Origin of the sequence: Streptomyces sp. NPDC093261 (assembly GCF_044753645.1) — a bacterium.
GTDB lineage: Bacteria > Actinomycetota > Actinomycetes > Streptomycetales > Streptomycetaceae > Streptomyces.
This window is the reverse complement of sequence record NZ_JBIVNO010000026.1, coordinates 26,041-48,268: the sequence shown is the minus strand read 5'-3', so window position 1 is coordinate 48,268 and position 22,228 is coordinate 26,041. Positions and strand designations below refer to the sequence as shown.

At 69.3% G+C, this 22,228-nt stretch carries 24 protein-coding genes and 3 pseudogenes; 17 read left to right on the top strand and 10 right to left on the bottom strand.

Going from position 1 to position 22,228, the window contains the following annotated elements; translation table 11 throughout:
• The first annotated feature begins 130 nt into the window (after positions 1–130).
• On the top strand, positions 131–805 hold the full coding sequence (locus ACIP94_RS34550; RefSeq protein ID WP_402434737.1) for an LAETG motif-containing sortase-dependent surface protein: 675 nt from the start codon (positions 131–133) through the stop codon (positions 803–805).
• 218 nt (positions 806–1,023) lie between these two features.
• Here the strand turns inward: ACIP94_RS34550 and ACIP94_RS34545 are convergent, their stop codons facing one another.
• Positions 1,024–1,854 (bottom strand): NAD(P)H-binding protein, encoded by an 831-nt coding sequence (locus ACIP94_RS34545; RefSeq protein WP_402434734.1) that lies wholly within the window; start codon positions 1,852–1,854, stop codon positions 1,024–1,026.
• An 82-nt stretch (positions 1,855–1,936) separates the two neighbouring features.
• Between ACIP94_RS34545 and ACIP94_RS34540 the strand changes: the two genes are divergently transcribed.
• The 7 genes from ACIP94_RS34540 to ACIP94_RS34510 all read left to right on the top strand — a co-directional run bounded on the left by ACIP94_RS34540 (position 1,937) and on the right by ACIP94_RS34510 (position 9,175).
• The gene (locus tag ACIP94_RS34540) at positions 1,937–2,878 is read left to right on the top strand and encodes a cupin domain-containing protein (RefSeq protein WP_402434731.1); all 942 of its coding nucleotides are present in this window, start codon (positions 1,937–1,939) and stop codon (positions 2,876–2,878) included.
• Between the two features lie 280 nt (positions 2,879–3,158).
• Positions 3,159–3,677, top strand: coding sequence for a nuclear transport factor 2 family protein (locus ACIP94_RS34535; RefSeq protein WP_402434728.1), 519 nt, complete (start codon positions 3,159–3,161; stop codon positions 3,675–3,677).
• 881 nt (positions 3,678–4,558) lie between these two features.
• The gene (locus tag ACIP94_RS34530; protein ID WP_086173352.1) at positions 4,559–4,714 is read left to right on the top strand and encodes a DUF6131 family protein; all 156 of its coding nucleotides are present in this window, start codon (positions 4,559–4,561) and stop codon (positions 4,712–4,714) included.
• A 617-nt stretch (positions 4,715–5,331) separates the two neighbouring features.
• Complete coding sequence (locus ACIP94_RS34525; RefSeq protein ID WP_402434724.1) at positions 5,332–6,489, top strand: PP2C family protein-serine/threonine phosphatase; 1,158 nt, start codon at positions 5,332–5,334, stop codon at positions 6,487–6,489.
• Between the two features lie 258 nt (positions 6,490–6,747).
• Entirely contained in the window at positions 6,748–7,551 is an 804-nt protein-coding gene (locus ACIP94_RS34520; protein WP_402434721.1) for an alpha/beta fold hydrolase, read from the top strand.
• Positions 7,551–8,840 carry a PP2C family protein-serine/threonine phosphatase gene (locus ACIP94_RS34515; RefSeq protein WP_402434862.1) on the top strand — a complete coding sequence of 430 codons (1,290 nt, stop codon included), beginning with the start codon at positions 7,551–7,553 and terminating at the stop codon, positions 8,838–8,840. The genes ACIP94_RS34520 and ACIP94_RS34515 overlap by 1 nt, the downstream gene beginning before the upstream one ends.
• Positions 8,837–9,175, top strand: a complete 339-nt coding sequence (locus ACIP94_RS34510) for an STAS domain-containing protein (RefSeq protein ID WP_402434718.1) — start codon at positions 8,837–8,839, stop codon at positions 9,173–9,175. Before ACIP94_RS34515 ends, ACIP94_RS34510 begins: the two co-directional genes overlap by 4 nt.
• Positions 9,176–9,328: 153 nt before the next feature.
• Here the strand turns inward: ACIP94_RS34510 and ACIP94_RS34505 are convergent.
• Positions 9,329–9,501 (bottom strand): annotated as a pseudogene (locus tag ACIP94_RS34505) (CsbD family protein).
• Between the two features lie 138 nt (positions 9,502–9,639).
• Between ACIP94_RS34505 and ACIP94_RS34500 the strand changes: the two are divergent.
• Entirely contained in the window at positions 9,640–9,810 is a 171-nt protein-coding gene (locus tag ACIP94_RS34500; RefSeq protein ID WP_402434860.1) for a hydrophobic protein, read from the top strand.
• Between the two features lie 259 nt (positions 9,811–10,069).
• Positions 10,070–10,675, top strand: a complete 606-nt coding sequence (locus ACIP94_RS34495) for a DUF6461 domain-containing protein (protein ID WP_402434715.1) — start codon at positions 10,070–10,072, stop codon at positions 10,673–10,675.
• A gap of 75 nt (positions 10,676–10,750) precedes the next feature.
• Here the strand turns inward: ACIP94_RS34495 and ACIP94_RS34490 are convergent, their stop codons facing one another.
• Together ACIP94_RS34490 and ACIP94_RS34485 are read right to left on the bottom strand one after the other, a co-directional pair.
• A complete protein-coding gene (locus tag ACIP94_RS34490) occupies positions 10,751–11,713 on the bottom strand; it encodes an alpha/beta hydrolase family protein (protein WP_402434712.1) in 963 nt (320 codons plus the stop codon).
• A gap of 468 nt (positions 11,714–12,181) precedes the next feature.
• On the bottom strand, positions 12,182–12,754 hold the full coding sequence (locus ACIP94_RS34485) for a dihydrofolate reductase family protein (RefSeq protein WP_402434709.1): 573 nt from the start codon (positions 12,752–12,754) through the stop codon (positions 12,182–12,184).
• Positions 12,755–13,220: 466 nt separating this feature from the next.
• Between ACIP94_RS34485 and ACIP94_RS34480 the strand changes: the two are divergent.
• Positions 13,221–13,361: pseudogene (locus ACIP94_RS34480) on the top strand (SpoIIE family protein phosphatase); the annotation flags it as partial.
• A 138-nt stretch (positions 13,362–13,499) separates the two neighbouring features.
• On the opposite strand, the gene map reads toward ACIP94_RS34480, so the two are convergent.
• Positions 13,500–14,267: a type I methionyl aminopeptidase gene (gene map, locus ACIP94_RS34475; RefSeq protein ID WP_402434706.1), complete on the bottom strand. Its 768-nt coding sequence runs from the start codon at positions 14,265–14,267 to the stop codon at positions 13,500–13,502.
• 59 nt (positions 14,268–14,326) lie between these two features.
• Between map and ACIP94_RS34470 the strand changes: the two genes are divergently transcribed.
• The gene (locus ACIP94_RS34470) at positions 14,327–14,602 is read left to right on the top strand and encodes a helix-turn-helix domain-containing protein (RefSeq protein WP_402434704.1); all 276 of its coding nucleotides are present in this window, start codon (positions 14,327–14,329) and stop codon (positions 14,600–14,602) included.
• A 214-nt stretch (positions 14,603–14,816) separates the two neighbouring features.
• On the opposite strand, the gene ACIP94_RS34465 is transcribed toward ACIP94_RS34470, so the two are convergent.
• On the bottom strand, positions 14,817–15,059 hold the full coding sequence (locus ACIP94_RS34465; RefSeq protein ID WP_402434701.1) for a helix-turn-helix domain-containing protein: 243 nt from the start codon (positions 15,057–15,059) through the stop codon (positions 14,817–14,819).
• 111 nt (positions 15,060–15,170) lie between these two features.
• Positions 15,171–16,094: an AraC family transcriptional regulator gene (locus ACIP94_RS34460; protein WP_402434699.1), complete on the bottom strand. Its 924-nt coding sequence runs from the start codon at positions 16,092–16,094 to the stop codon at positions 15,171–15,173.
• A 107-nt stretch (positions 16,095–16,201) separates the two neighbouring features.
• Here ACIP94_RS34460 and ACIP94_RS34455 point away from each other — a divergent pair, with 107 nt between their 5' ends.
• Together ACIP94_RS34455 and ACIP94_RS34450 are read left to right on the top strand one after the other, a co-directional pair.
• Positions 16,202–17,122, top strand: coding sequence for an NADP-dependent oxidoreductase (locus tag ACIP94_RS34455; RefSeq protein WP_402434696.1), 921 nt, complete (start codon positions 16,202–16,204; stop codon positions 17,120–17,122).
• Positions 17,123–17,323: 201 nt separating this feature from the next.
• Positions 17,324–17,746, top strand: coding sequence for a pentapeptide repeat-containing protein (locus tag ACIP94_RS34450; RefSeq protein ID WP_402434693.1), 423 nt, complete (start codon positions 17,324–17,326; stop codon positions 17,744–17,746).
• Between the two features lie 269 nt (positions 17,747–18,015).
• On the opposite strand, the gene ACIP94_RS34445 is transcribed toward ACIP94_RS34450, so the two are convergent.
• Positions 18,016–19,059 (bottom strand): alcohol dehydrogenase catalytic domain-containing protein, encoded by a 1,044-nt coding sequence (locus ACIP94_RS34445; RefSeq protein ID WP_402434690.1) that lies wholly within the window; start codon positions 19,057–19,059, stop codon positions 18,016–18,018.
• 134 nt (positions 19,060–19,193) lie between these two features.
• Between ACIP94_RS34445 and ACIP94_RS34440 the strand changes: the two genes are divergently transcribed.
• Together ACIP94_RS34440 and ACIP94_RS34435 are read left to right on the top strand one after the other, a co-directional pair.
• Complete coding sequence (locus ACIP94_RS34440) at positions 19,194–20,087, top strand: LysR family transcriptional regulator (protein WP_402434687.1); 894 nt, start codon at positions 19,194–19,196, stop codon at positions 20,085–20,087.
• Between the two features lie 354 nt (positions 20,088–20,441).
• Positions 20,442–20,876 (top strand): VOC family protein, encoded by a 435-nt coding sequence (locus ACIP94_RS34435; RefSeq protein ID WP_402434684.1) that lies wholly within the window; start codon positions 20,442–20,444, stop codon positions 20,874–20,876.
• Positions 20,877–20,954: 78 nt separating this feature from the next.
• Here the strand turns inward: ACIP94_RS34435 and ACIP94_RS34430 are convergent.
• A pseudogene (locus ACIP94_RS34430) lies at positions 20,955–21,053 on the bottom strand (IS5/IS1182 family transposase); the annotation flags it as partial.
• 403 nt (positions 21,054–21,456) lie between these two features.
• Positions 21,457–21,630 carry a CsbD family protein gene (locus ACIP94_RS34425; RefSeq protein WP_402434680.1) on the bottom strand — a complete coding sequence of 58 codons (174 nt, stop codon included), beginning with the start codon at positions 21,628–21,630 and terminating at the stop codon, positions 21,457–21,459.
• A 138-nt stretch (positions 21,631–21,768) separates the two neighbouring features.
• On the opposite strand from ACIP94_RS34425, the gene ACIP94_RS34420 reads away from it, so the two are divergent.
• Positions 21,769–21,939, top strand: coding sequence for a hypothetical protein (locus ACIP94_RS34420; RefSeq protein ID WP_030648148.1), 171 nt, complete (start codon positions 21,769–21,771; stop codon positions 21,937–21,939).
• The last annotated feature ends 289 nt before the right edge of the window (positions 21,940–22,228 follow it).

The following is a 22,228-nucleotide window of genomic DNA, read 5'->3' as shown; positions in this document are numbered from 1 at the left end:
TCGCCGGGATGCAATGATGAGCCGCTTCGACCGGGCCCTGCCCCTCGAAGCCTTCCGCGGGTGTGCGCCCGCGGCGAGAGGGGTCCCGGATCCGGATACCCCTCGTGGAAGCGCTCTCTGGGAGGGACCCGTGACATTCACGCGCGCCGCCACCGCTGCCGCTGCGGCCGCAACAGCTGCCGTGCTCCTGGCCTCCGGTGACGCCTACGCCTGCAGCATCAGCGACTTCACCGCAACGGCGACCTGCGACACCAGTACGGGCGAGGCCCGGGCCGCCATCACGGTGACGGACAAGGATCCCTCCGGCACGCCCGCGGACATCACCGTGCGGATGCGGATGGCGGTCGGCAGCGACGGCGAGACCGTCGGCACCGGGCACATCGGCCACCCCACCGCGGCAGGTGCGAGCACGACGATCCTGGTGCCGTGGCTCCAGGGGTACCAGTGGAACATCTACGTGACGGCGGGCAACCTCGTCGAAGAGCCGCTGACGAACCTGCCGATCTCCCCGGACACCCCCTGTGTGGCCGGCGGCTCCCACTCGTCCGGCACCCCGGCCACCCCGGCCCCTTCGATGTCGCCGACCGCCACCGCGACGCCGCCGTCTCCGGCTGCCACGCCGGCCACCTCGACGTCCCCGGTTCCCGCCACGTCCGCGTCCTCGCCCGTCACGGGGACCAAACTCGCTGAGACCGGTGGCGGCAGCGACGCCACTGTGATCGCCGGGTCGGCCGCCGTGGTGCTCGCCGCCGGCGCCGGCGTGCTGTTCGCGGCGCGCCGCCGCACGGCAGCCGGACGTCACTAGCCGCGAACTCGCGCCGGACCCCTGGGGCGTGCGCGTCCGACGATGCGTACGCCCCCTGCGCGTCGACCACAGGCTTGCACGGTTTCAAGCCGTAGACCGTGACAAGAGGTCAGCCGTAGCCATCACGGAGGTGCGGTCAGAAGCCGTCAGTCGGCCCGGTGAGCGCTTTGGCCGGTGACTTCGGGGCTCAACGTCGACGTGGAGGCGCCGGGGGAGCCTCAGGTCCAGTGGCCTGCGGCGGCGGCCTGGGCGACGAAGTCCTCAAAAGCCCGGGGCGGTCGGCCGAGGGCTCGTTCCACGCCGTCGGAGAGCGCGGCCCCCGAGCCGTCGCCGATGGCCGCGAGGACGTCGGCGAGCAGTCGCGCGACATCGGATGAGACGCCTGCCGCGACCTGGCGCTGGACGAAGACATCGGGATCGATGTCGGTGTGTCGGATCGTGCGTCCGGTGGCCTCGGCGATGAGGTGCGCCGCCTCACCGAAGCCGATCGCCCGTGGACCGGTCAGCTCGTAGGTGTGGCCGCTGTGGCGGTCTTCGGTCAGCGCCGATGCCGCGACCTCGGCGATGTCCTCGGCGTCGACGAACGGGGTGCGGCCGCCGCCGGTGGGCAGAGCCAGGGTTCCGGCGAGGATCCCAGGCAGCCAGGGGCCCTCGCTGAAGTTCTGTGAAAACCAGTTCGGGCGCAGGATGGCCCAGTCGACGCCCGAGCCGCGCACGGCCTGCTCGGCGGCGTGCAGGGGGTGAGCCGTTTCACCGGCGCGCGGGGCGGACAGCAGCACCAGCCGCCGTACGCCCGCGGTCACAGCCTCGGTCACGAACTGGGGGATGCGCGCCTGGCGGTCCTTGCTCATCCGCAGGTTGGGCTCCACCAGGTAGGCGGCGGTGACGCCGGCGAGCGCGTGCTCCCAAGTGGAGGGGTTGTCCAGGTCGAAGGGGATGTCGGCACTGGTGCGGGACGCCGTGCGGACGGGCCGGCCGGCGGCCTTCAGGCGCCGGGCGATGCGGCTGCCGGTCTTGCCGGTGCCACCGAGGATGAGGATGTTCTTCATGCCGTCCAGACAACTCCATGGGCGCGTAGACGTTCCATGAGAGAACGTCGAAACGACCTTTGTGATCGTCTAGCGTGGGGATGTGGATGTCCTGAGCGATCTGCTGCACCGGGCCCGTGCCAGGAACGCGTTGGTCAGGCAGCTGATCCAGCGTCCTCCGTGGGCGCTGACCTTCGCCGACACTCCACCGCTGACGGTCGTGACGACGCTCGCCGGCCACGCCTGCGTCCGGTTCGACGAGGCGGGCGCTGCACCGATACGCCTCACGGCCGGGGACATCGCCCTCATCACCGGACCTGGCCGTTACACGATCGCCGACGCGCTCTCCACCCCACCTCAGGCTGTGATCCACGGGCGGAACAAACACGTCGTCGACGGGAACGAAGCGGCACCGGGCATTGCCCGAAGCCTGGGCCCCCGTACTTACGGCGACGGTTTGCCCGGGGCCACGATCATGCTCCGGGGCGCCTACGAACTCCGCGGCGACGTGGGGGAGCGCCTGCTGGGCATGCTCCCGCCCTTGGCAGTCGTGCCCTCCGGGCCCGCGACCCGGGCGGCACTGGATCTCCTTGCCACGGAGGCCGCCCGCGACGAGCCGGGTCAGGACACTGTCCTCGACCGGGCGCTGGACCTCGTGCTCGTGCTGGCGTTGCGGGCATGGTGCGCCAGAGCGGAGGGAGGGCCCGCCTGGTACCAGGCGCTGGCCGATCCCGCGGTCGGCGTCGCGCTTCGACTGCTGCACGAGGCTCCCGCCCGCCGGTGGAGGGTCGCCGAGTTGGCCGCCGAGGTCGGTATGTCGCGGGCCGCTTTCGCCGCTCGCTTCACCGCGATGGTCGGGGAACCCCCGCTTACCTACCTCACCGGCTGGCGGATGACGTTGGGGGCGGACCTGCTCCGTAACACCGAGGCGACCGTCGCTGCCGTGGCTCACGCAGTGGGATACGACGATCCCTTCGCTTTCAGTGTGGCGTTCAAGCGCGCCCGGGGCGTCAGCCCCTCGATCTGGCGACGCCAGGCCCGTTGACTGCCGCGCGTAGAGGGGTTTGCGTCCCGAGGCCGGCCGTGACGCTCCGAGCGGACGGCTGAAAGCTGTTGACCGCGCTTCCGCGCTTCCGTGCGACCCGCGATGGGACGCAGCAGGGCGCCGACCAGGCCGCCGCTGCCGGCGATCACGCTGGCGTCGGGGTCGTGAGGTCCGTCCCGTCGCCTCACATTCCGACTGGCCGCGTTGTCGTACCCGACAGACGCACCTTCCGAACGGCTACTGCGTTGTCGTACCCGGCATACGGAACGAAAGGAAGCCGATGAGCGACTTTCAGGCAATCGTCGACCGCGTCGAGATCGAGGCACTGCGCGGTGAGTTCACCGACGCGGCGATGATGCGCGACGGCGTCCGCCTCGCGAAGCTGTTCACGCCGGACGGCGTGCTACGGATGCCCAACGTCTCCATCGAGTTGATCGGCCCGGAGGAGATCCGCACGGGTGGCGAGCGGCTCCAGGAGCAGTGGGACTTCTTCGTGCAGAACACGCATCCGGGAGCGATCCGCATCGACGGTGACACGGCGACCGGCCGCGCCTACATGCAGGAGATCGCTCGTGCGCGGGATGGCCGCCAGGGACTCAACTACGCCATCTACCACGACCGCTACCGGCGCACCGCGGACGGCTGGAGGTTCAGCGAGCGGGTCTACGAGGTCAGGTACCTCGACACCACCCCACTCGCGGGCTCTGCTCCGCGCATGGTGGGTGCGCCCGACGACCCGTCGGCCGGTGACCTCCGCGCCTCGCGCCCCGGCACACCACAGGCAACCCAGGAGGCATGATGACCATTTCGGCTTCGGCGACACTGTTCACTGATCCGGCGCCCGCGCTCTCCTCCTGCAGTTACAGGAGGGCTTGCTCATCGAACCCCTCGTGCATACGGCTTCGCCACTGGTCGAGCTGGACGCAAGTCCCCCCCTCGGCAGCATCACCAGGACTCGGCCTGCAGGAACAGCACGATCACCTCCGCGCAGAACCAGATTGCGAACACCAGACAGGCGAGCCACAGTCCCCACAGAACCCAGCGGATCTCTCGTCGTATGCGCATGAGCGGATCATGCCCCTCGCGGCCTTGGCGCTGCGCTGGGTCGGACACACGATCACCGCGATGGCCACCCCACGCTGTGGGGGCGTCAATTCTGCGCCACACCTGCCTGAGCTGCCCGCGGACAAACGGGGTCCATCGCGGTTCGGGAAAGAGTGGCTTTCGAGTACCCGTCTCGGCACACTTCGGTTTCTGACTGGACCGGGTGGAGGCGGGCTTTTGCCGGCACGGCGTCCCCGGTCGCCCCGGTGAAGTGCTGCACACCGTGCCCGGAGGGGGCGTAGAGAACAGGGCCGCCGCGGTGGGGTGAATGAGTGGCCCGCCTGTGACCTGTCGCTGACGGTGTCTGCTGCAATTCTCTCCGTGCAGCACTGTGTCCCCGGGGGAAGCCATGGGGGCAGCGGGCCGCAGGCCGCAGGCAGCACCGACACCAACGGTGTCTGCGCATTGGGCACCCGTGACGTGCGCAGATGGCCGGTGCCTGAGCCATCCACCGGCGTGGGACCAAGGATTCGTCCCGCGGTCACGCCTTGGAGCCCGGGCAGCAGACGCCGGTACTTCCCCAGCCGGGCGCTGCGGTCCATAGTGGAAGCAGTACTACTACGGCAGGAGGCGATCATGCTCCTCCTTGGCATAATCCTGCTCGTCGTCGGATTCGTCACCGGGATATCGATCCTGTGGACAATCGGGATCATCCTGGCGGTCATCGGCGCGATTTTGTGGATCATGGGCTCCATGGGGCACGCAGTCGCCGGCCGCCGACACTATTGGTGATCCGGCTCCCCACGCGGCCCTGCGCTGTCCTTCCGTACGCTGCCGCTACAGCGCTGCGTCTCGCCGCATCGGGACGAGCCGGCCGGTAGCCGCATTAGCGCGTATTTCGCTCCTGAACGAGCCGGACGGCAGCGTGGCCGGCCACTGCCCCGCCTGACGTACGCCCCCTCCGCCGCCGCGTGTACCCGGCCATGGCTGGGTCACCGCGCGCCCACCCAGGTCGCCTCCTGCGCACGGGAGGTCAGCGTGGAGTTCGACCGGGAGCGTCGCGAACGGGGCGGCGCCCTGCCCGCTTGATGATCTGCTCGGCGATCGAGGACAAGTCTCAACCGCCCTTGGCCTTCAGCCCATAGCCGATGGTGTCGGGGTGGGGGGCGGTCATGTTGGTTGGGGTGGGTTCCACCTGGGCGGCACGCCCCTTGCGGTAGGTGCTGCAGCAGTCCCTCGGTCTTGCAGAACGCGATCGTGCGGCCCCGGCAGGCGGCGCGGTGAGCTGGTGATGCCTGCGCGTCACCGTCGGTCACCGGGTTATTCGTGGGTGTGGGCGAACGGCGATAAAATTAGCCAGATCGCTGGCCTGGCTTTGGGGCCGGGGCTGCCGCTCGGCCTGTGCGATCTTGGAGCGGCACGGCCTGTGCGATCTTGGGAGCGGCACGGTGGCGAGGTCTCCTGAGGAACGCGGAGTGACGCACAGTGCTGGTGCGCGGGGCAGGTTGTTGCCCGTGCTGCCTGCTCTGCTGCTGTTCCTCGGCCTGTTCGTCGGCTTGGTCACACCCCGGGATGTCAGGCCGGATGCCTTCCTCGCCACGGCCATGATTTCTGCCGCCGCGTTGCTGCCCCTGTGGGGGACGGTGCTCATCGGAGTGGGCGCGTGCGCCGTCTTTGTCGGTCTGATGGTGGACTTTGGTTCGCTGCGGGATGTGACCGCCTACTCTGAGCTGGCCACCCTTGCAGCGATTGCGACATTCGCTGTCTTCTTCAACCGTCTGCTCGGCCGGCGCGCTCACCAGCTGGTTCAGGTTCGCTCGGTGGCCGAGGCCGCCCAGCTGGCGGTGCTGCATCCGGTACCGCGACACCTCGGGCACGTCAGGCTGGAGGGCCTGTACCTGGCTGCCGCGGCGGAAGCACGGATCGGCGGCGACCTGTACGAGGCGATACGCACCCCGCATGGCGTACGGCTGCTCATCGGCGACGTGCGCGGCAAGGGCCTGCTCGCGATCCAGACGGCCGCGACGCTGCTCAGTGCCTTCCGTGAGGCCGCCCACGACGCGCCCGACCTACCTCACCTCGCGTGCCGCCTGGAGACGAGCATGAGCCGCCACGCTTCCCAGTACCCGGGGGTCCCTGGCTCGGAGATCGCTGAACGGTTCATCACCGCTCTCCTCGCCGAGATCCCGGACGATGAACCGGTCGTGCGGACCGTCACCTGCGGCCACCCGCCCCCGTTGCTGCTGCACGGCGGCGAGGTCCGGGAGCTGCGACCCGCCGCTCCGTCGCCGCCGCTCAACCTGGGCATGCTGGTGAGCGACGGGTACCATGTCGACCTCGCCCCCTTCCACCCTGCAGACCAGCTCCTGCTGTACACCGACGGAGTCACTGAGACCCGCGACCGCTCCGGTGCCTTCTACCCCCTCGCCGAACGTATCCGCTCGTGGAGCGGCGAGGCGCCGCATCAGCTCCTCGACCATATCCACCGCGACCTGATCGCCTACAGCGGCGGCGAGCTCGACGACGACATCGCTGTCCTCATCGCCTGGCGGAGCGCGAGCCGCTGAGCCTGAGATGAGGCTCTGGCCTGCCAAGGTCTGCCGCAGGTGGTTCGAGGTTCCTGAAGCCGGGGCGCCCGTGCGCCGACTCGCCCCGGACGCCCGCTCCGTAGCTCCACCCGGCGCCCGCAGGCCGCGGGACAACGCGCACCTGGCGCGTGCTGGAACTGGCGGCAGGTTCCTCTCCACCGCAAGCCGGTTTGTGAAGGTTGTGGAGGATTAGGGTCTGGCTCGGAACACTGGGCGGGGCCTGAGAGACTGCCGGGTATGGATATCGCTCGCAGGAACAATGTCACCGTCACCGGCAACCCTCAGGGGCGGACGGTGGTGCTGGCTCATGGTTTCGGCTGCGATCAGAACATGTGGCGGCTGACGCTGCCTGCCCTGGTCGAGGACTACCGGGTGGTCCTCTTCGACTACGTCGGTGCGGGCCGCTCGGATGCGGCCGCGTTCTCGGAGGACCGTTACGCCTCCTTGGACGGGTACGCCCGGGACGCGGTCGAGGTATGCGAGGCGCTCGACGTGCGCGACGCGGTGTTCGTGGGCCACTCGGTCAGCGCGATGATCGGCGTGCTGGCCGCCGACATGGCTCCGGAGCGGATCGGGGCGCTGGTGATGGTCGCCCCTTCTCCGCGGTACATCGACGACGACGGCTACCGAGGCGGCTTCAGCGCCGAAGACATCGATGAGCTTCTGGCGTCGCTTGAGTCGAACTATCTGGGATGGTCGGCGGCGATGGCGCCGGTGATCATGGGGAACGCGGAGCGCCCCGAACTCGGCGAGGAACTGAAGAACAGCTTCTGTGCCACGGATCCGGACATGGCCCGTGTCTTCGCCCGGACCACGTTCCTGTCGGATTCGCGGGACGACCTGAAGAGCGTGAGGGTGCCGACCCTCGTGCTGGAGTGCACCCAGGACGTCATCGCCCCTCGGGAGGTCGGCGCCTTCGTCCACCAGGCGATCCCCGGCTCGACACTGGTCACTCTGGACGCGACCGGACACTGCCCGCACCTGTCCGCCCCCGAAGCCACCAATGAGGCGATACTGAGCTTCCTGGCGGACTCGCGATGATGTGCCGCGCCGGGCAGCAGTCCGATCCGTACAAGGCCGACGACGACAGAATCTCCAGCGCGGCGTTTGCCACTCTGCTGGAGGACAGCGCGGAGGAGCTGTACGAGAGCGCGCCGTGCGGCTACCTGTCCACGCTCATGGACGGCACCATCGCGAAGATCAATGCCACGCTGCTGAACTGGCTCGGTCTGGAGCGTGAGGCGGTGGTGGGCCGGATGCGGTTCAGCGACCTGCTGACCGTGGGCGGCAAGCTGTACCACGAGACCCACTTCGCGCCGCTGCTGCGCATGCAGGGCGAGATCAGCGGCATCGCCCTGGATATCAAGCAGACCGGCGGCGGCCGGATGCCGGTGCTGGTCTCCTCCGTGGTCAAGCACGGCAGTACCGGCGAGCCCCAGCTGACTCGCACCACCTTCTTCGACGCCCGGGACCGCCGCGCGTACGAAGAGGAACTCCTGCGCGGCCGGAAGGCGGCCGAAGAGGCACGCAAGCAGGCGGAGGCGGACCGGGCCCGGCTGCAGGACGCCCTCGCCGTGCTCCAGCAGTCGCTGCTGCCCGACACTCTGCCGCCGATACCCGGCGTGGAGACGGCCGCCTACTACCACACCGCCGACCCCGACCGGCTGGGCGGCGACTTCTACGACGTCTTTTCCATCGACGGCGAACGCTTCGGATTCTTCCTCGGTGATGTGTGCGGCAAGGGCCCCCAGGCCGCCGCGGTCACCTCACTCACCCGATACACCCTGCGCGCCGCCGCCCTGCACGACCCCGATCCCGTCTCCGCGCTGACCACCCTCAACAAGGCGCTCCACGAGCGCTACGCCGCCAGCGGAGATCCGCGTTACTGCACCGCCATCTTCGGCATCCTCGAACCCGACCCCGAGACCGGGCAGGTCGGCCTCCGTCTCGCCTCAGGCGGTCACCCTCCGGTCATCGTTGTGCGTGCCGACGGCACCGCCGGCTTCCTGCCCACTTCCGGTGGCCTCCTTGTCGGCGTCCTGCCCTCCGCACGCTTCGCCACCGCCACAACCGCCCTCGCCCCCGGCGACAGCGTTCTGGTTTACACCGACGGCATCACCGAGGCCCGCACCGGCGAAGACCGCACCAGCCTGTACGGGGACGAGGCCCTGCTCACATTCGCCGCCGGCCATGCCGGCAAGCCTGCGTCTGCCCTGATCGAGGCCCTCACCGGCCTGCTGAACAGTTTCGGCGACGGCCTCGACGACGACACCGCCCTGCTCGCCCTTGGCGTGCCGGCCCCCGACCTCCAGACGAGAAACAGCCGATGAGCCCACTGAAGATCACCGCCCGAGACGCTGCCACCGGTCCCGTTGTGGAAATCTTCGGCGAGCTCGACTACGCCAGCGCCACCGAACTGCGTGAACTGATCCCCACGATCGACCTCCGACCGGGTCAGCGCCTCGTCCTGGACCTGAGCGGCATGGAGTTCTGCGACTCCAGCGGCATCACCGCTCTGATCGCCGCCCACAACCACGCTCACGCCGCCCGGGCGGACATCGCGCTCGCAGCCGTACCCGCCCATACTCTGCGCATCCTGCGCATCGTCGGCCTCGACCAGATCTTCCCCATCCACCCCGACAGCGATACCGCCACCCAGTACTGACACGTCGCTGGCGCAGCGGCACGCAAGCAGTCAAAGGCGTGCTGGGAAACGGCGACTGCTGACGACTTCCCCGCCTGAGGATCTGGTCCACGTCGAAGGGCCTTCCCGCGTCATGCGCGAGAAGGCCCTTCGAAGAGAGGGGAGGGAGCGACGTCAGTGCTCGAGCGCGTCCTTGGCCTTTTCCTTGGCTTTGCGGGCATCGCCCGTGCTCTTCTCCGCCTGCCCTTCGGCAGCCATGCGGTCGTTGCCAACGGCGTTACCCGCAACCTCCTTGACCTTGCCCCGGCCCGTTCGGTATTCGCCTTCGCCTACTCGCCGGCCGTCATGGAATGCGCCTCCTCACAACGTGGGCGCCGCTTTCGCGGTAGCCACTCGTGCCCCGGCTTTCCCCGGACAAACAAGGCAACAGCCGGGGAGTGAACGAGGAAGTGCGGGGCAGACGGCGGGTCAGGAGGTTGATGACTATGGTTCCCCTGCTGCTCGTTCTTCTTCTGGCACTCATCCTTTTCGGCGCCGGTTTCGCCCTCAAGATTCTGTGGTGGGTCGCGGTCGCCGTCCTGGTGCTGTGGCTGCTCGGCTTCGTCATGCGCTCCACCAGCGCCGGCGGCGGCCGCGGCCGCTGGTACCGATGGTGACCTGACCCCGCGCCCCTGTGCCCTCTGGGAGGCCCGGCCGCCATGACGGCCGGGCCTCCCAGCATGCAGGGCGAACCACCCCGCTTGACCATGACGACGAGGAACCAGGGCTCGATGTGGCGAGATGGTGTGGGAGGTGGCTACGGTGACCGCGTCATGTTGTTCCCCCGCTTGGGGCTTGCCTGGCGCAGCATCTCCGCGACATCCCCGGTGGCACCGCTGCCGGGGACACCGCACGCGCCGGTAGCCAAAGAGGTCGATGATGCCTACGCCTGGTTTTCCGCCGAGCACGCTTGATTCACAAGGAACGCCCATATGGATCAGCGATCTGGCCGCCGGCGATCCGAACCACATCCTGCATGTCGTGCGCGGCATCGAACCGGCGGAAGCGCTGGAAGCACTTGGCGCCAAGCCGGGGTTGATCCAACCCTGCGAGCTGCCTGACGGCAAGCCTGATGAGTGGACGTCACTGCCCTGCGCGGCTCTTGGCATCGAGCCGGGAACCTCTGCCGCGCTCGTGTCGGGACGCATCGGCGAGTGGACCTTCGTCTACGAAGACTCCGGGTTCACCTACGACGACGCGGCGACGAAGGCACTGTCCGCCGGTGGGCGGACGGCGGCCACGAGCGTGTACACCATCAACGGGGACGCCGGTCTCACCTATGCAATCGACGGCGAGCAGGTCGAGTGGCTCAACGTCGACGACCTCCTTCTGGAGGAGGACCTTCTCGGCATGCCTGCCGAACTGCGTGCGGCATTCGAGGCTGCCGGCACCGTCGAGATGGAGGACTTCGAGCCCGGTGAGGCCGATGGTCTGATCGCCATGCGTGCCATCTGCGCTCTGGCGGGCCTCACGTGCCCCTGAGCGACGTACGTCGAGTACCGCTGCTGGTCGTGCCGCTCGGCTGACGTACCCGCGGCGGTGACGGTGCCTGTTCGGCTACTTGGTCTCGACTCGTCCGACCGGGTTGGGGCCGACCGTCAGCGCGTCACACACTGTCCGCCAGGCGGAATCTCCGGGGTAGAGGCGAGTGCGGAGGTAGGCCCAGGTGAGCCGCCCCACCGCGGCCACCCGCTCAGGGTTCTCGTCGGTGGTCTCGGCGACGTCGTATCCGGAGATCCCGCCGAGTCCGTGCTCCGCGTCGAACAGGGTGAGCAGGGCCTTGGGGCCGGGGGCGAGAGTGTAGGGGTCGGTGTGCCACTTCGGACCCATGTCCGTGAAGTGCCGGGAGTCGTCCTTGTCGCCGGCGACGATCAGCGCGGGTGTGGTCATCGTGGAGAAGTCCGTGGTCCGGAAGAACGGCACGTTCTCGGCCCACGGCCCGTTCAGGGCATCGCCGCCCCTGCCGGGTGCGGCCAGCAGCACACCCGTCTTGATGCGGGGCTCGATGAGGTTGACTTCCTCTCCGTCGTCGGGGTCGGTGAGCCGCGCGCCCAGCAGGAGGCTGGCGGTGTGGCCGCCGAGTGAGTGTCCCGCAACGGCGATCTTGCTGTGGTCCACGCGCCCGGCGAGCTGCGGGACGGCGGCCTCGATTACGCCGAGCCGGTCGAGGATGTGCCGCATGTCCTCGGCGCGTGAGCGCCAGGACAGGGATGCCGCGGGGCTGTCGGTGTGCAGGTGGCTGAGTGTCCTGGAGCTGAGGTGGGTGGGCTGGATGACGACAAAGCCGTGTGCCGCCCAGAAGTTGGCGAGCGGCGCGTAGCCGTTCAGAGAGGAGAGGTTGTTCGAGGGACCGTGGCCGTGGGAGAGGAGTATGACGGGCAGTCCGGTTCCGGTCAGGGGTGCGGAGACGCGCGCCTGAAGGTCCACCGGACGTCCGGGCACGGGCAGCACCACTGGGCTGAACGAGAGGACGGGAGCGGGGGAGCCGAAGACGTCGGATGTGGAGATCGATTCACTCATGATGCGTACGTCCCTTCGATGGCCTCTGCTGCCGGTCTGATTCGGCCGGCGGGGGAAGGCGCTCAGGAGCATCCGGTTTCAGCCGGGCCGATAAGCGGAGCGTTGTTCCACTTAAGATACGGAGCGGTGTTCCGCTTGTCAATCGGCGCCGGAAGGAGAGCGTCGCGCCCGGCATGGGTCAGTCCGCGGAGGTGCCGGACCGAAGCAAGCGAACCGATGCCACGTGCAACCGGCAGACGCTGCCTGCCGCCGCCAAGGTGTTCGTCTCCTCCGGCATCGACGCGCCCACTGTGAGAAGTGCGGGTACTGCCCTGCAAGGTATGACGGGGCTGTGTGCGGAATGGAGGTCGCGGTCGGTACCCGATCAGTGCAGGCACCGCGCCCCAGGATCCGGATGTGTATCGGTATCCAGGGCCGGCATCCCGTTCTCCCGTGTGCTGATGGCGGTAGCGGGGTGCCGGGGGCTGGTCAGTGGATGACGTCGAGGACCTGCTTCTGCAGGCCGTTGCTGTAGACCTCGTGCTCGACGAGCTTCAGCTTCTGGGTGTCCTTGTCCGCGGTGCTGAACAGACGCTTGCCGGCGCCGAGCAGCAGGGGGAAGACGAGGAGGTGGTAGCGGTCGATCAGGTCGGCGTCGGAAAGGGCATGGTTCAGCCGGGCGCTGCCGTGGACGATGATCGGGCCGCCGTCGGTCTGCTTGAGGGTCGCGACGTCGTCGAGGGAGCGCAGGATGGTGGTCTCGCCCCAGTTGGAGACCAGCTTGTCCTCGGTGAGGGTGGTGGAGACGACGTACTTCGGCATCGTCTTGTAGTGCGCGAACTCCGCCATGTCCGGCCACACAGGGCTGAACGCCTCGTAGCTGATCCGGCCCATCAGGATCGCGGTGGACTCCTGCTGTTCCCGCGCCTTGATCTCGTACGCCTCGGGGACGAACTCGACCTCCTTGAAGGTCCATCCGGAGTTGCGGTAGCCGGGTTCGCCGCCCGGTCCCTCCATGACGCCGTCGAGCGAGACGAAGGCCGTGCTGATCACCGTACGCATGAGAGTGATTCCTCGGTGTCTTGGTTGTGTGTTGTGTGACTGCGGCGGTCCGGCGGTTCTGGGGCACTGCGGATCCGGGGGCCCGACGGTGCGGCCGTGCGCCCGATCACAGCGACGTCCAGCACCGCTCCAGGATGGTACCGACAAAAATAATTGTCAAGAAGAGGAAAGTTGTCGGCCCGGGTGACCGCGGCGCCTGACGGTCGCGGACGTAGACGCGCCCGGGCCTGGCGGCTCAGGCGTCGGTGGGTGCGGGAAGAGGAAGACGGCACGCCCAGCCAGGAGGAACGCCGGATCGCCGCGGCGCCCGGAAACGGCTGCACGCCGGGGGAGGCGATGAGTCCGGCAGGGGCACGACATCGGGCTGGGAGGCCCGTTCGCCTCCGGTGCGACTGATCCCGGCAGCCGACGAACGACGCTTCGGCCCTGAGGGTGGGCCAAGCTGCCGATCGTGCAGCGCTGCACCATGTCCAGTGCCGGACATCCACCACCCGTCCTGGTCCGGCCCGACGGAACCGCCGAGGCCGTCGAGATCTGCCCGGGGCCGCCACTGGCCATTGGCGGCATGTCGTACGAGCCCACGACGGTCGACCTGGCGCCGGGCAGCGTCCTCGCGCTGGACCGGTGTTGCCGCCCCCGCCTGGCCGGCGGGATGCGACCACTGCGCGACGCGAGCGCAACGGATGGGGCATGCCGTCGGGCATCGATCGGTCCGGTCCCGGATCCGGCAGCGTCTGGGAGAACGTCAGGGCAGGGTCAGGATGCGGGGGCCCTGGTCGGTGATGGCGACGGTGTGCTCGATGTGGGCGGCCCTGCTGCCGTCGGTGGTGCGCAGGGTCCAGCCGTCGATATCGGTGCGGTAGGTGTTCTGCCCGCCGGCCATGAACATGGGTTCGATGGCGAGAACCAGGCCGTGGCGGAGGGGGAAGCCACGGCCGGGGCGGCCCCGGTTGGGGACATGAGGGTCTTCGTGCATGCGGCGGCCGATGCCGTGGCCGCCGAAGTCGGCGGGCATGCCGCAGCCCGCCTTGCGGGCGACGGTGTCGACGGCGTGGGAGATGTCGCCGATGCGACCGCCCACCTGGGCGGCGGCAATGCCGGCGTCGAGGGCTTGCTGGGTGGCGTCGATCAGATCGAGGTCGCCGGGGCGTGGCGTTCCGACGGTGAAGGTGATGGCCGCGTCGCCCGTCCAGCCGTCGAGCTCGGCGCCGCAGTCGATGCTCACCAGGTCGCCGTCGCGCAGCCGGTAGCCCGTGGGGATGCCGTGCGAGACGGCGTCGTTGACGGACGTGCAGATCACGGCCGGGAAAGCGACCGGGGCGAAGGACGGCCGGTATCCCAGGAATGGGGAGACGGCTCCGGCCTCGGCCAGAACTGACCGGGCCGCTTCGTCCAGTTCTTGCAGGGACACCCCCACGCCGGCTGCTTCTCGGACTGCGGCCAAGGCGCGGGCCACGACCCGTCCGGCTTCCCTCATCGCGTCCAATGCGGCATCGGTCTTGATCTCCACCATGTGCCTGACTCCCCGCAGCGCGTCGACCCAATACTTATACCGGTATTAGTATCACGGTCATGGTGAGGACTCCTCTGACACCGTGGGAACGGGAACGCGGCGAGCGGTTCGGCGCGCTGCTGCGTCGAGCGCGCGGCAGCCGCAGCATGGCGGAGGTTGCGGCCGCGGCGGGGGTTTCCGCGGAGACGCTGCGCAAGATCGAAACCGGCCGGGCCCCGACCCCCGCCTTCTTCACCGTTGCGGCCCTGGCCGCCGCGCTGCACGTGTCGCTGGACGAGTTGGCGGCCGCCTGCGCGCATGATCCGGACTGGCAGGAACCGGCGCTCTCGGCTTGAGGAGTGGGCAGCAGCGCCGCACCTTGTGTCGCTCAACCAACCTTCGGTCGCAGGAACGAGGCGGGCCAACCTCGTCCCGTGCAGCATGGACGAACTCGCCCACTGGCCCGCACCCGTGTCAAAGGCGTGCAGTACCCCCCGGCCTGCTCGACGGCTTCATCGCCGAGAGCGGACTCATTCCAGCCCTGCCATGACGTCACCCCGCACGAAAACCTCAGTAGCCGCTGCCCGGTGTGGCGTTTGCCGAGGCAGCCCATGCGATTTCGAGCGCTGCGCGCAGTTCCAGGGAGCTGCCCGCTGTGGTGGTCGTGGGGAGCAGTTCTTCCGCGCGCTCGACGCGGTAGGTGACGGTGTTTCGGGCGACGTGCAGGAGTTCCGCGGCGGTGCGCAGGCTGCGTTCTTCGGCGAGGTAGACGCGCAGGGTTTCGCGTAGCTCGTGCAGCCGGCTCGTGCGCACCCTGCCCGGAGACCGGCGGCGCTGGCATCGTGGTCCTGGACGTCGCCGATGACGGCGGTGGCCTCGGTGCCCGACGACGGGCTTACGGGCCGAGTGCCGGCCGGGTGCGGTTCACTTCGAGGTCGCCGCGGTCCGCCAGCGGCCGGGTGGGATGCCGTGGTGGCGTTTGAAGGCAGCGGCGAAGGAGAACTCCGACGCGTATCCCAGGGAGCGCGCGACCGCGGCCAGGCCGGCGTCGCCGTCGCGCAACTGCTCCCGCGCCAGGGCCATTCGCCAGTCGCTGACGTAGGTCAGCGGGGCCACGCCGAGCAGCGTGGTGAACCGGCGCGCGAACGTCGCACGCGACACCGACGCTTCGTCGGCCAAGTCGGCGACCGTCCAGGCGCGGTCCGGGCTCGCGTGGACGGCGCGCAGCGCGGCCCCGACGGCCGGATCGTCCATTGCGCGGAACCAGGCCGGTGCGGCCGCCACATCGGCGGCGAGCTGTTCCCGCAACGCCTGCACCAGGATCACGTCGAGCAGGCTGTCCAGCAGGGCCTGCTGCCCGGGAGCTTCGCGGGGCAGCTCGCCTGCGAACAGGTCGAGGCTCGCGCGCAGGCTCGACCCGGCGCGCGAGCGAACCACGGTCAGGTCCGGCAGCCCGGCGAGCAGCCCCGAGCACAGGTCCCCCTCGAACGTGTACGCCCCGCAGAAGAACGTGGTCGGATCGCCGGCCCCGCTGCCGAACACCATCCGCCGCGCGCCGCCTGGCGGGCCGGAGGAGGGATGGCCGACGAACGGGATCACGTCGGCGCCCGGCGCATGAGCCATGAACTGCTCGGAGGGCCCGCGGACCAGGATGATGTCGCCGGGCAGCACGCGGCGGGACCGGCCGGCGTCGTCGGTCCATATGAACGCCTCGCCGCCGAGGATGCCGTGGATCGCCAGTTTGGCGCCGGCCGGGAAGCGCACCCCCCACTCGCCGCGAGCCGTCGAGTGTGAGAACGCGGCGCCGCGCGCACGTGAGCGCTGCAGGAGATCGGTCAGGACGTCCATGCCATGAGACGCTCGCATATTTCTTCGCGCGGATCCAGCATGGATCAGATCTCTGTGGGCTGGTTGTCTGCTGGGGAGGGAGAAGAACATTCGAAGGGAGGGGCAACATGCCCCAGGCAGTGCAGTTCGACGAGTACGGCGACATCGACGTGCTGGAGGTCCGTGACGTGCCCCGGCCGCAGCCCGCTGCCGACGAGGTGCTGGTGCGCGTGCGGGCCGCCGGGATCAACCCCGGCGAGAACGCGATCCGGTCCGGCGCTCTGCATGACCGCTGGCCCGCGACATTCCCGTCCGGTCAGGGCAGCGACCTGGCCGGCGTGGTGGAGGAGACCGGCTCCGCGGTGCACAACTGGTCGGTCGGCGACGAAGTGATCGGCTGGGTGGACACCCGCGCCAGTCACGCCGAGCTGGTCGCCGTCCCGTCCGGTAACCTCGTGCCGCGCGATCCCGCCGTGCCGTGGCAGGTCGGCGGCTCGCTGTTCGTCGCCGGAACCACGGCGTACTCGAACGTACGCGCCGTCGGGGCCGGTGCGGGCGACACGGTCGTCGTCTCCGGCGCCGCCGGCGGGGTGGGCTCGCTGACGGTCCAGTTGCTGCGTCGCGCCGGGGCCACCGTCATCGGGCTGGCCGGCGAGACCCACCACGCCTGGCTGCGCGAGCGCGGCGTGATCCCGGTGGCCTACGGCGACGGCGTGCTCGAACGGATCCGCACGGCCGCGCCCGAAGGTGTCAACGCGTTCGTCGACACCTTCGGCGACGGGTATGTCGACCTGGCACTCGAACTCGGCGTCGCCAAAGACCGGATCAACACGATCATCGACTTCGCCGGCGCGTCCCGGACCGGCGTCAAGAGCGAGGGCATGAGCGGCTCGGCCAACGCCGTTGTGCTGGCGGAGCTCGTCAAGCTGGTCACGACCGGCGACCTCGAAGTCCCGATCGCCGCCAGCTACCCGCTCTCCGAGGTCCGCGCCGCCTACCGCGACCTGATGCGGCGTCACACACGTGGAAAGATCGTGCTCGTGCCGTAGAGCACCGTTCCTGAGCAATGGCCCGCGCCGGCCGGCGGACGACACCGCCGGTCGGCGCGGCACTCGTATGACCACGCGATGCCGCCGGATCCGGGCCGGCTTGCCGGTTCTCCCACATGCAGGTTGCGAGACCGTTCGGGTCTCCCCGCGCCGGCCGCTCGGCGACGACCCCCCTCCTCCGGAGCTGGCACGATGTCCGGCATGGACCGACTGATAAGAGTGAAGGACGGCCTCGCATCCCGTCGTCAGCACGCGACTGTCCATCGGGAGTCCTTCGCCGGCGCGGATCTCGCTTCGCTGCGCCTGGAGCCGCTGTGGTTCATGAGGTGCACATTCCGCGGCGCCGATCTCCGCCAAGCGACCCTCGACGGCTGCCACTTCAAACTGTGCGATCTCGGCGGGGCTGATCTGCGCGGTGCCTCCATGAGGGGAGTCACTCTGGCGGGCTGCGATCTGAGCGGCGCCGACCTCCGGGCAGCGGATCTGACCGGCGCCCGAATCGGCCAGGTCCTCACCGGCACCCCACCCCATGGACTGACCGACGCCACCGGCATCAAGCTGGACAACGCTGTCCTCCGCGATCTCCAGCTCGACCAGGTCGTCGGCTGGCCTATCACCGGGTGAGCCGGCCCGAGGCAGGGGCACCGGCCACAGGCGTTTGGCCAAGCCTTGGAATTGATCATTCAGGTGGCAACTCGGCGGTGTCCGGCAATTGATCTTGTGGTGGGCCGGGGTGAGGCGACGGAGATGCGGCGTGGCAGCAGACGGCCCGGCTGCAGTCGGGTGCCGATGGCCGGGGGTGACCGTGGCGGGATCGCCGGCAGGTGATCGCCGGGGCCCGGCTGCGGCTCGTGGGACTTGAATTGAGGCCAGGGCCTCCATGGTCGACCTTGTCAGCCGGCGGGCGGGGTGAGGATGGTGCGCTCGAAGGGCCCGCCGTGCGCGGCGTACTCAACGGCTTCGTCGACGGCGTCGAGACGGAAGGTCCGAACCCGCTCGAGATCGAGATCGAGCGCACCTGACGCGATGAGCCGGATCATGCCGACGTTTGCGGCGCGAGGGTACATCCACTGTCCGCGCACGGTGACCGAGTTACGCATGATCCACGGATAGGGGAGCGCGAGGTCCGCGCCGCCGAGCATGCCGACACCGCCCATGAGGACGACACGGCCGTACTCGCGGACGGTCATGGCCGCCGCACGCGACGCCGAGCTGGGTGCGGCGGGCGGTAGCAGGTCGATCACCATGTCGATCGGACCATCAGCCGCGGCGGACATGGCCGTGCGGTCGGCGGCCTCGTCCCCGGTCAGTGTCACGGGGCGCACGCGTCGGCCGAACCGGTCGACGAGCAGGTCGAGCGCGGCGCGGTTGCGGCCCGGCGCGATCACCTGGCCCGCCCCCATGGCCAGCGCGACGGCGACGGCGGCGCCGCCGAGGTTACCGGTGGCCCCGCTGACGAGGAGCGTCTCGCCGGCTTCGAGCCCGCCCGCCAGCAGTCCGCCGTAGGGGATGGCGTACACGCCGAGCGAGGACCAGCGCGCTGGGTTGTGCCCCGCCTCCGCGGGCAGGGGGTAGACGTTCTCCGTCGGCACCCGCATGAGTTCGGCGAATGCCCCGTCGTGCAGGTGCCGGGCGAGCCTGGCGCCGCCGTCGCCGCGGGAGCTCCAGCCCTGCAGCGTGATGTCGGGGGTCAGCGCGTCATCGCGGGAACGGACGGTGCAGTCGCACCACACCGGGTCGCCGACGCGCAGCCGGGTGGCGTCCGGTCCGACGCCGACGACCCGTCCCACGCCGCCGGGACCGGGAACCACCGGGAGTTCGAGCGGGTAATTCCGCCGGCCGCTGAAGACCTCTTCGGCGTACGGCGGGACACAGGTCGCCAGGACCTCGACCACCACCTCGCCGCCGCTCGCCCCGGGATCGGGTATCTCCCGCACGGTGAGCGGGGCACCGAACTTCGTCAGGGCTGCTGCTCACATCTGCTGACCTCCTTGATCGCTCGTACCGAGGCTAGGAGCGCGGACGGCATGCGCCAAGCGACGATCTGACATCTGTGGTATGCGTAGTGCGCATGGACTTCTCCAGTACGGCTCTACGGGTTCTGCGGCAGGTCGCCGAGTCGGGGAGCTTCACCGCGGCGGCCTCCCGGCTCGGCTACACCCAGTCGGCGGTCTCACGCCAGGCGGCAGCCCTCGAACGCAGCGCGGGCGCCGTCCTGTTCGAGCGCCGTCCCGACGGGGTGCGGCTCACGTCCGCCGGCCTGACCCTGCTGCGGCACGCCCGCACGATCCTGGACTCCGTCTCGGCGGCCGAGCGCGACCTCACCGGCTCCGCCTCGCAGAGCGAACTGGTGCGGGTCGGGTTGTTCCTGAGCGCCGGGGCAGTGATCCTGCCCACCGCCCTCACGCGGCTCGCAGAGGCCAGCCCGCAGGTCACGGTGACGACGCGTGAGGGCACCACGCCCGGTCTGATCCGGGCTCTGCGGGCGGGCTCGATCGACATCGCCGTGCTGACGTCCCGCCCGCCGCACCGGCCGTCGGACGGCGAGTCGCCCCGGCTGCACATCGACACCGTCGAGGACACCGAACTGCTCGTGGGAGTGTCGGCCACCGGCGTGTTCGCCGGCCGCACCTCCGTGCACGTCGACGAGCTTGTCGACGCCCCCTGGATCGCGACCCCGTCGTCGAACTCCGAGCCCCTGCTGGGCGTCTGGCCCGGCCTTCCCGGGCGGCCGCGCATAGTCCACACCGCGCGCGACTGGCTGACGAAACTGGAGCTGGTCGCCGGCGGTTTCGGCGTGACAACTGTCCCATCCCGCATGTCGACAGTGCTGCCGCCAGGCGTGAGTCTGCTGCACGTCGACGGCGTGCCCTCCGAGGTCCGCCGCATTCTGGCGGCGCGGCTTCCCGGCCGACCTTCCCCAGGAATCCTGGCCGTCACCCGAGCGATCACCTCGGCCGCCTGACCCGTCGCCGTAGAGGCCATCTCGTTCGGCAGTACGTGTGGTCCGGCCGCGTGTTGAGAGTCGAGCGCCTGGTGCTGGACGAGTTCGGGGCGCGAGGCGAGATCAGGGCCGTCCCGTGACTGATCTTTGGCATGAGGAGGGTCGGTCGGGAGGGGATCCTGGACCCCTCCGGTGGGCTGCGCCGCCAGGGGCTGCGTCGTTCTCGCGGGCTGTTCGGTTTGGTCACTTGATGTCCAAGGTGGCCAAGGGCCTGCGGGTTTACGACACAGCAGTGGCTCTCAAGGGCGACCCCCCGTCAACCAGCCTATGGCGACCGGGAGATGAGCAACGGAGTCCCCCTGCTATGGTGCGCCGATGTCATCGATCAAGCAGTTCCAAGTCACCTTCGACTGCGCGGAACCTGAGCGCGTCGCTCGTTTTTGGTGCGAGGTATTGGGGTACGTCGTACCGCCGCCACCGGAGGGGTTTGGCACGTGGGACCACTTCGATCGCTCGCAGCCGCCTGAGGATCAGGGTTCACGCTTCGCCTGCATTGATCCCTCAGGTGTGGGCCCGCGACTGTTCTTTCAGCGCGTTCCCGAGAGCAAGGTCGTCAAGAATCGGCTGCATCTTTGCGTGCGGGTCGGCACCGGGCTCGTGGGTGAAGAGCGCCTGGCCACGCTTGAGGCCGAGTGCGCACGACTGGTCGCGCTCGGCGCGGTCCGCGTGCGACTGCTGCTTGCCGATGGCAACAACGAGTCGTGCATCGTGATGCAGGACATCGAGGGCAACGAGTTCTGTCTCGACTGAGCATCTTCCCGGACGGCAATGTGGGGAGAGCCGTCTCCCTTGTGCCTCTCTCAAAGGTGGTCCCGTATGGGGCGGGAGTCATCCCGTGAGGGCGAGGTCGTGAGGTCGGGCGATGCCGAGCATCGCCGGGTGAACGCCGTCGCCCCTCAGACGGCAGCCGTGCAGGATCTCCCAGGTCAGGTTGCCGGTGACCGCCGGCCGACGGCGACGACGGGTGCGTTCGGTGGCGGCCGTGAGCGTACCCGGGCAATGCCCCGGCTGACCGTTGGCCGTCGGCTGCACGGTGTCACACCCCGCGCTGACCGAGCTGGTCCAGGCCCAGGTCGGCTCGGACGGCCTCGTCGTCTTTCATCGCGGTTCCTCGGCTCGACCTCGCACGAACGCATCGCGGCCGATTCGTGGACAGCGCAGGCACCGGGGGTCAGGAGGGGGAGTAAGCGCCGCGTCATCGGCCGTTCACTGATCGTTTCAGAATGGGCTGAGCTGCGAGTCTGCGCGCTCTTGGGGATGCTCCTTCGCGATGAGGAAAGGGCCTCCCTGGCTCGCGCTCAGGGAGGCCCTTTTCACATTGAGAGGCTACTCAGTGCTTGAAAACGTCCTTGGCCTTTTCCTTGGCCTCACGGGCGTCGCCCGTGCTCTTTTCCGCCTGTCCCTCGGCGGCCATGCGGTCGTTTCCGAGGGTGCTTCCCGCGGCCTCCTTGGCCTTACCCTTGGCCTGCTCGGTCTTCGCCTTGGCCTTCTCGCCGGCAGTCATGGAATGCGCCTCCTCATAGCGTGGGTGCCGCTTGCGCGGTAGTCCCCTCGTGCCCCGGCTTTCCCCGCACAAACAAGGCGCTGTCTGGGAATGAAGGCAGAATCAGGGGGCACACGGCGGCTCAGGAGGTTGATAACTATGGTTCCCCTGCTGCTTGTTCTGCTTCTGGCGCTCATCCTTTTCGGCGCCGGCTTCGCCATCAAGATCCTTTGGTGGGTCGCGGTCGCCGTCCTGGTGCTGTGGCTGCTCGGCTTCGTCATGCGCTCCACCACCGCCGGCGGCGGCCGCGGCCGCTGGTACCGATGGTGACCTGACCTGACCTGACCTGACCTGATATCCGCGCACCCACCGGTAGGGCCCGGCCGTCATGACGGCCGGGCCCTACCAGCATGCCCTGACGAGCAGGCGTACGGAGCGCGACGGACCGGCCGAATGAGTCTCAAAGGGGGAGAGGGGGTAGATGTGTTGCAGTCGGGGGCGGGACGGGCATGCGTGAAGGAACCGCGCCACCTCCTGCCGCGTTCCCGCCCCCGGCTTCACCCACGGCCGTTTACGTCGGGCCGCGCGGTCGTGGGGACTCAAAGCAGGCAGTGACGCC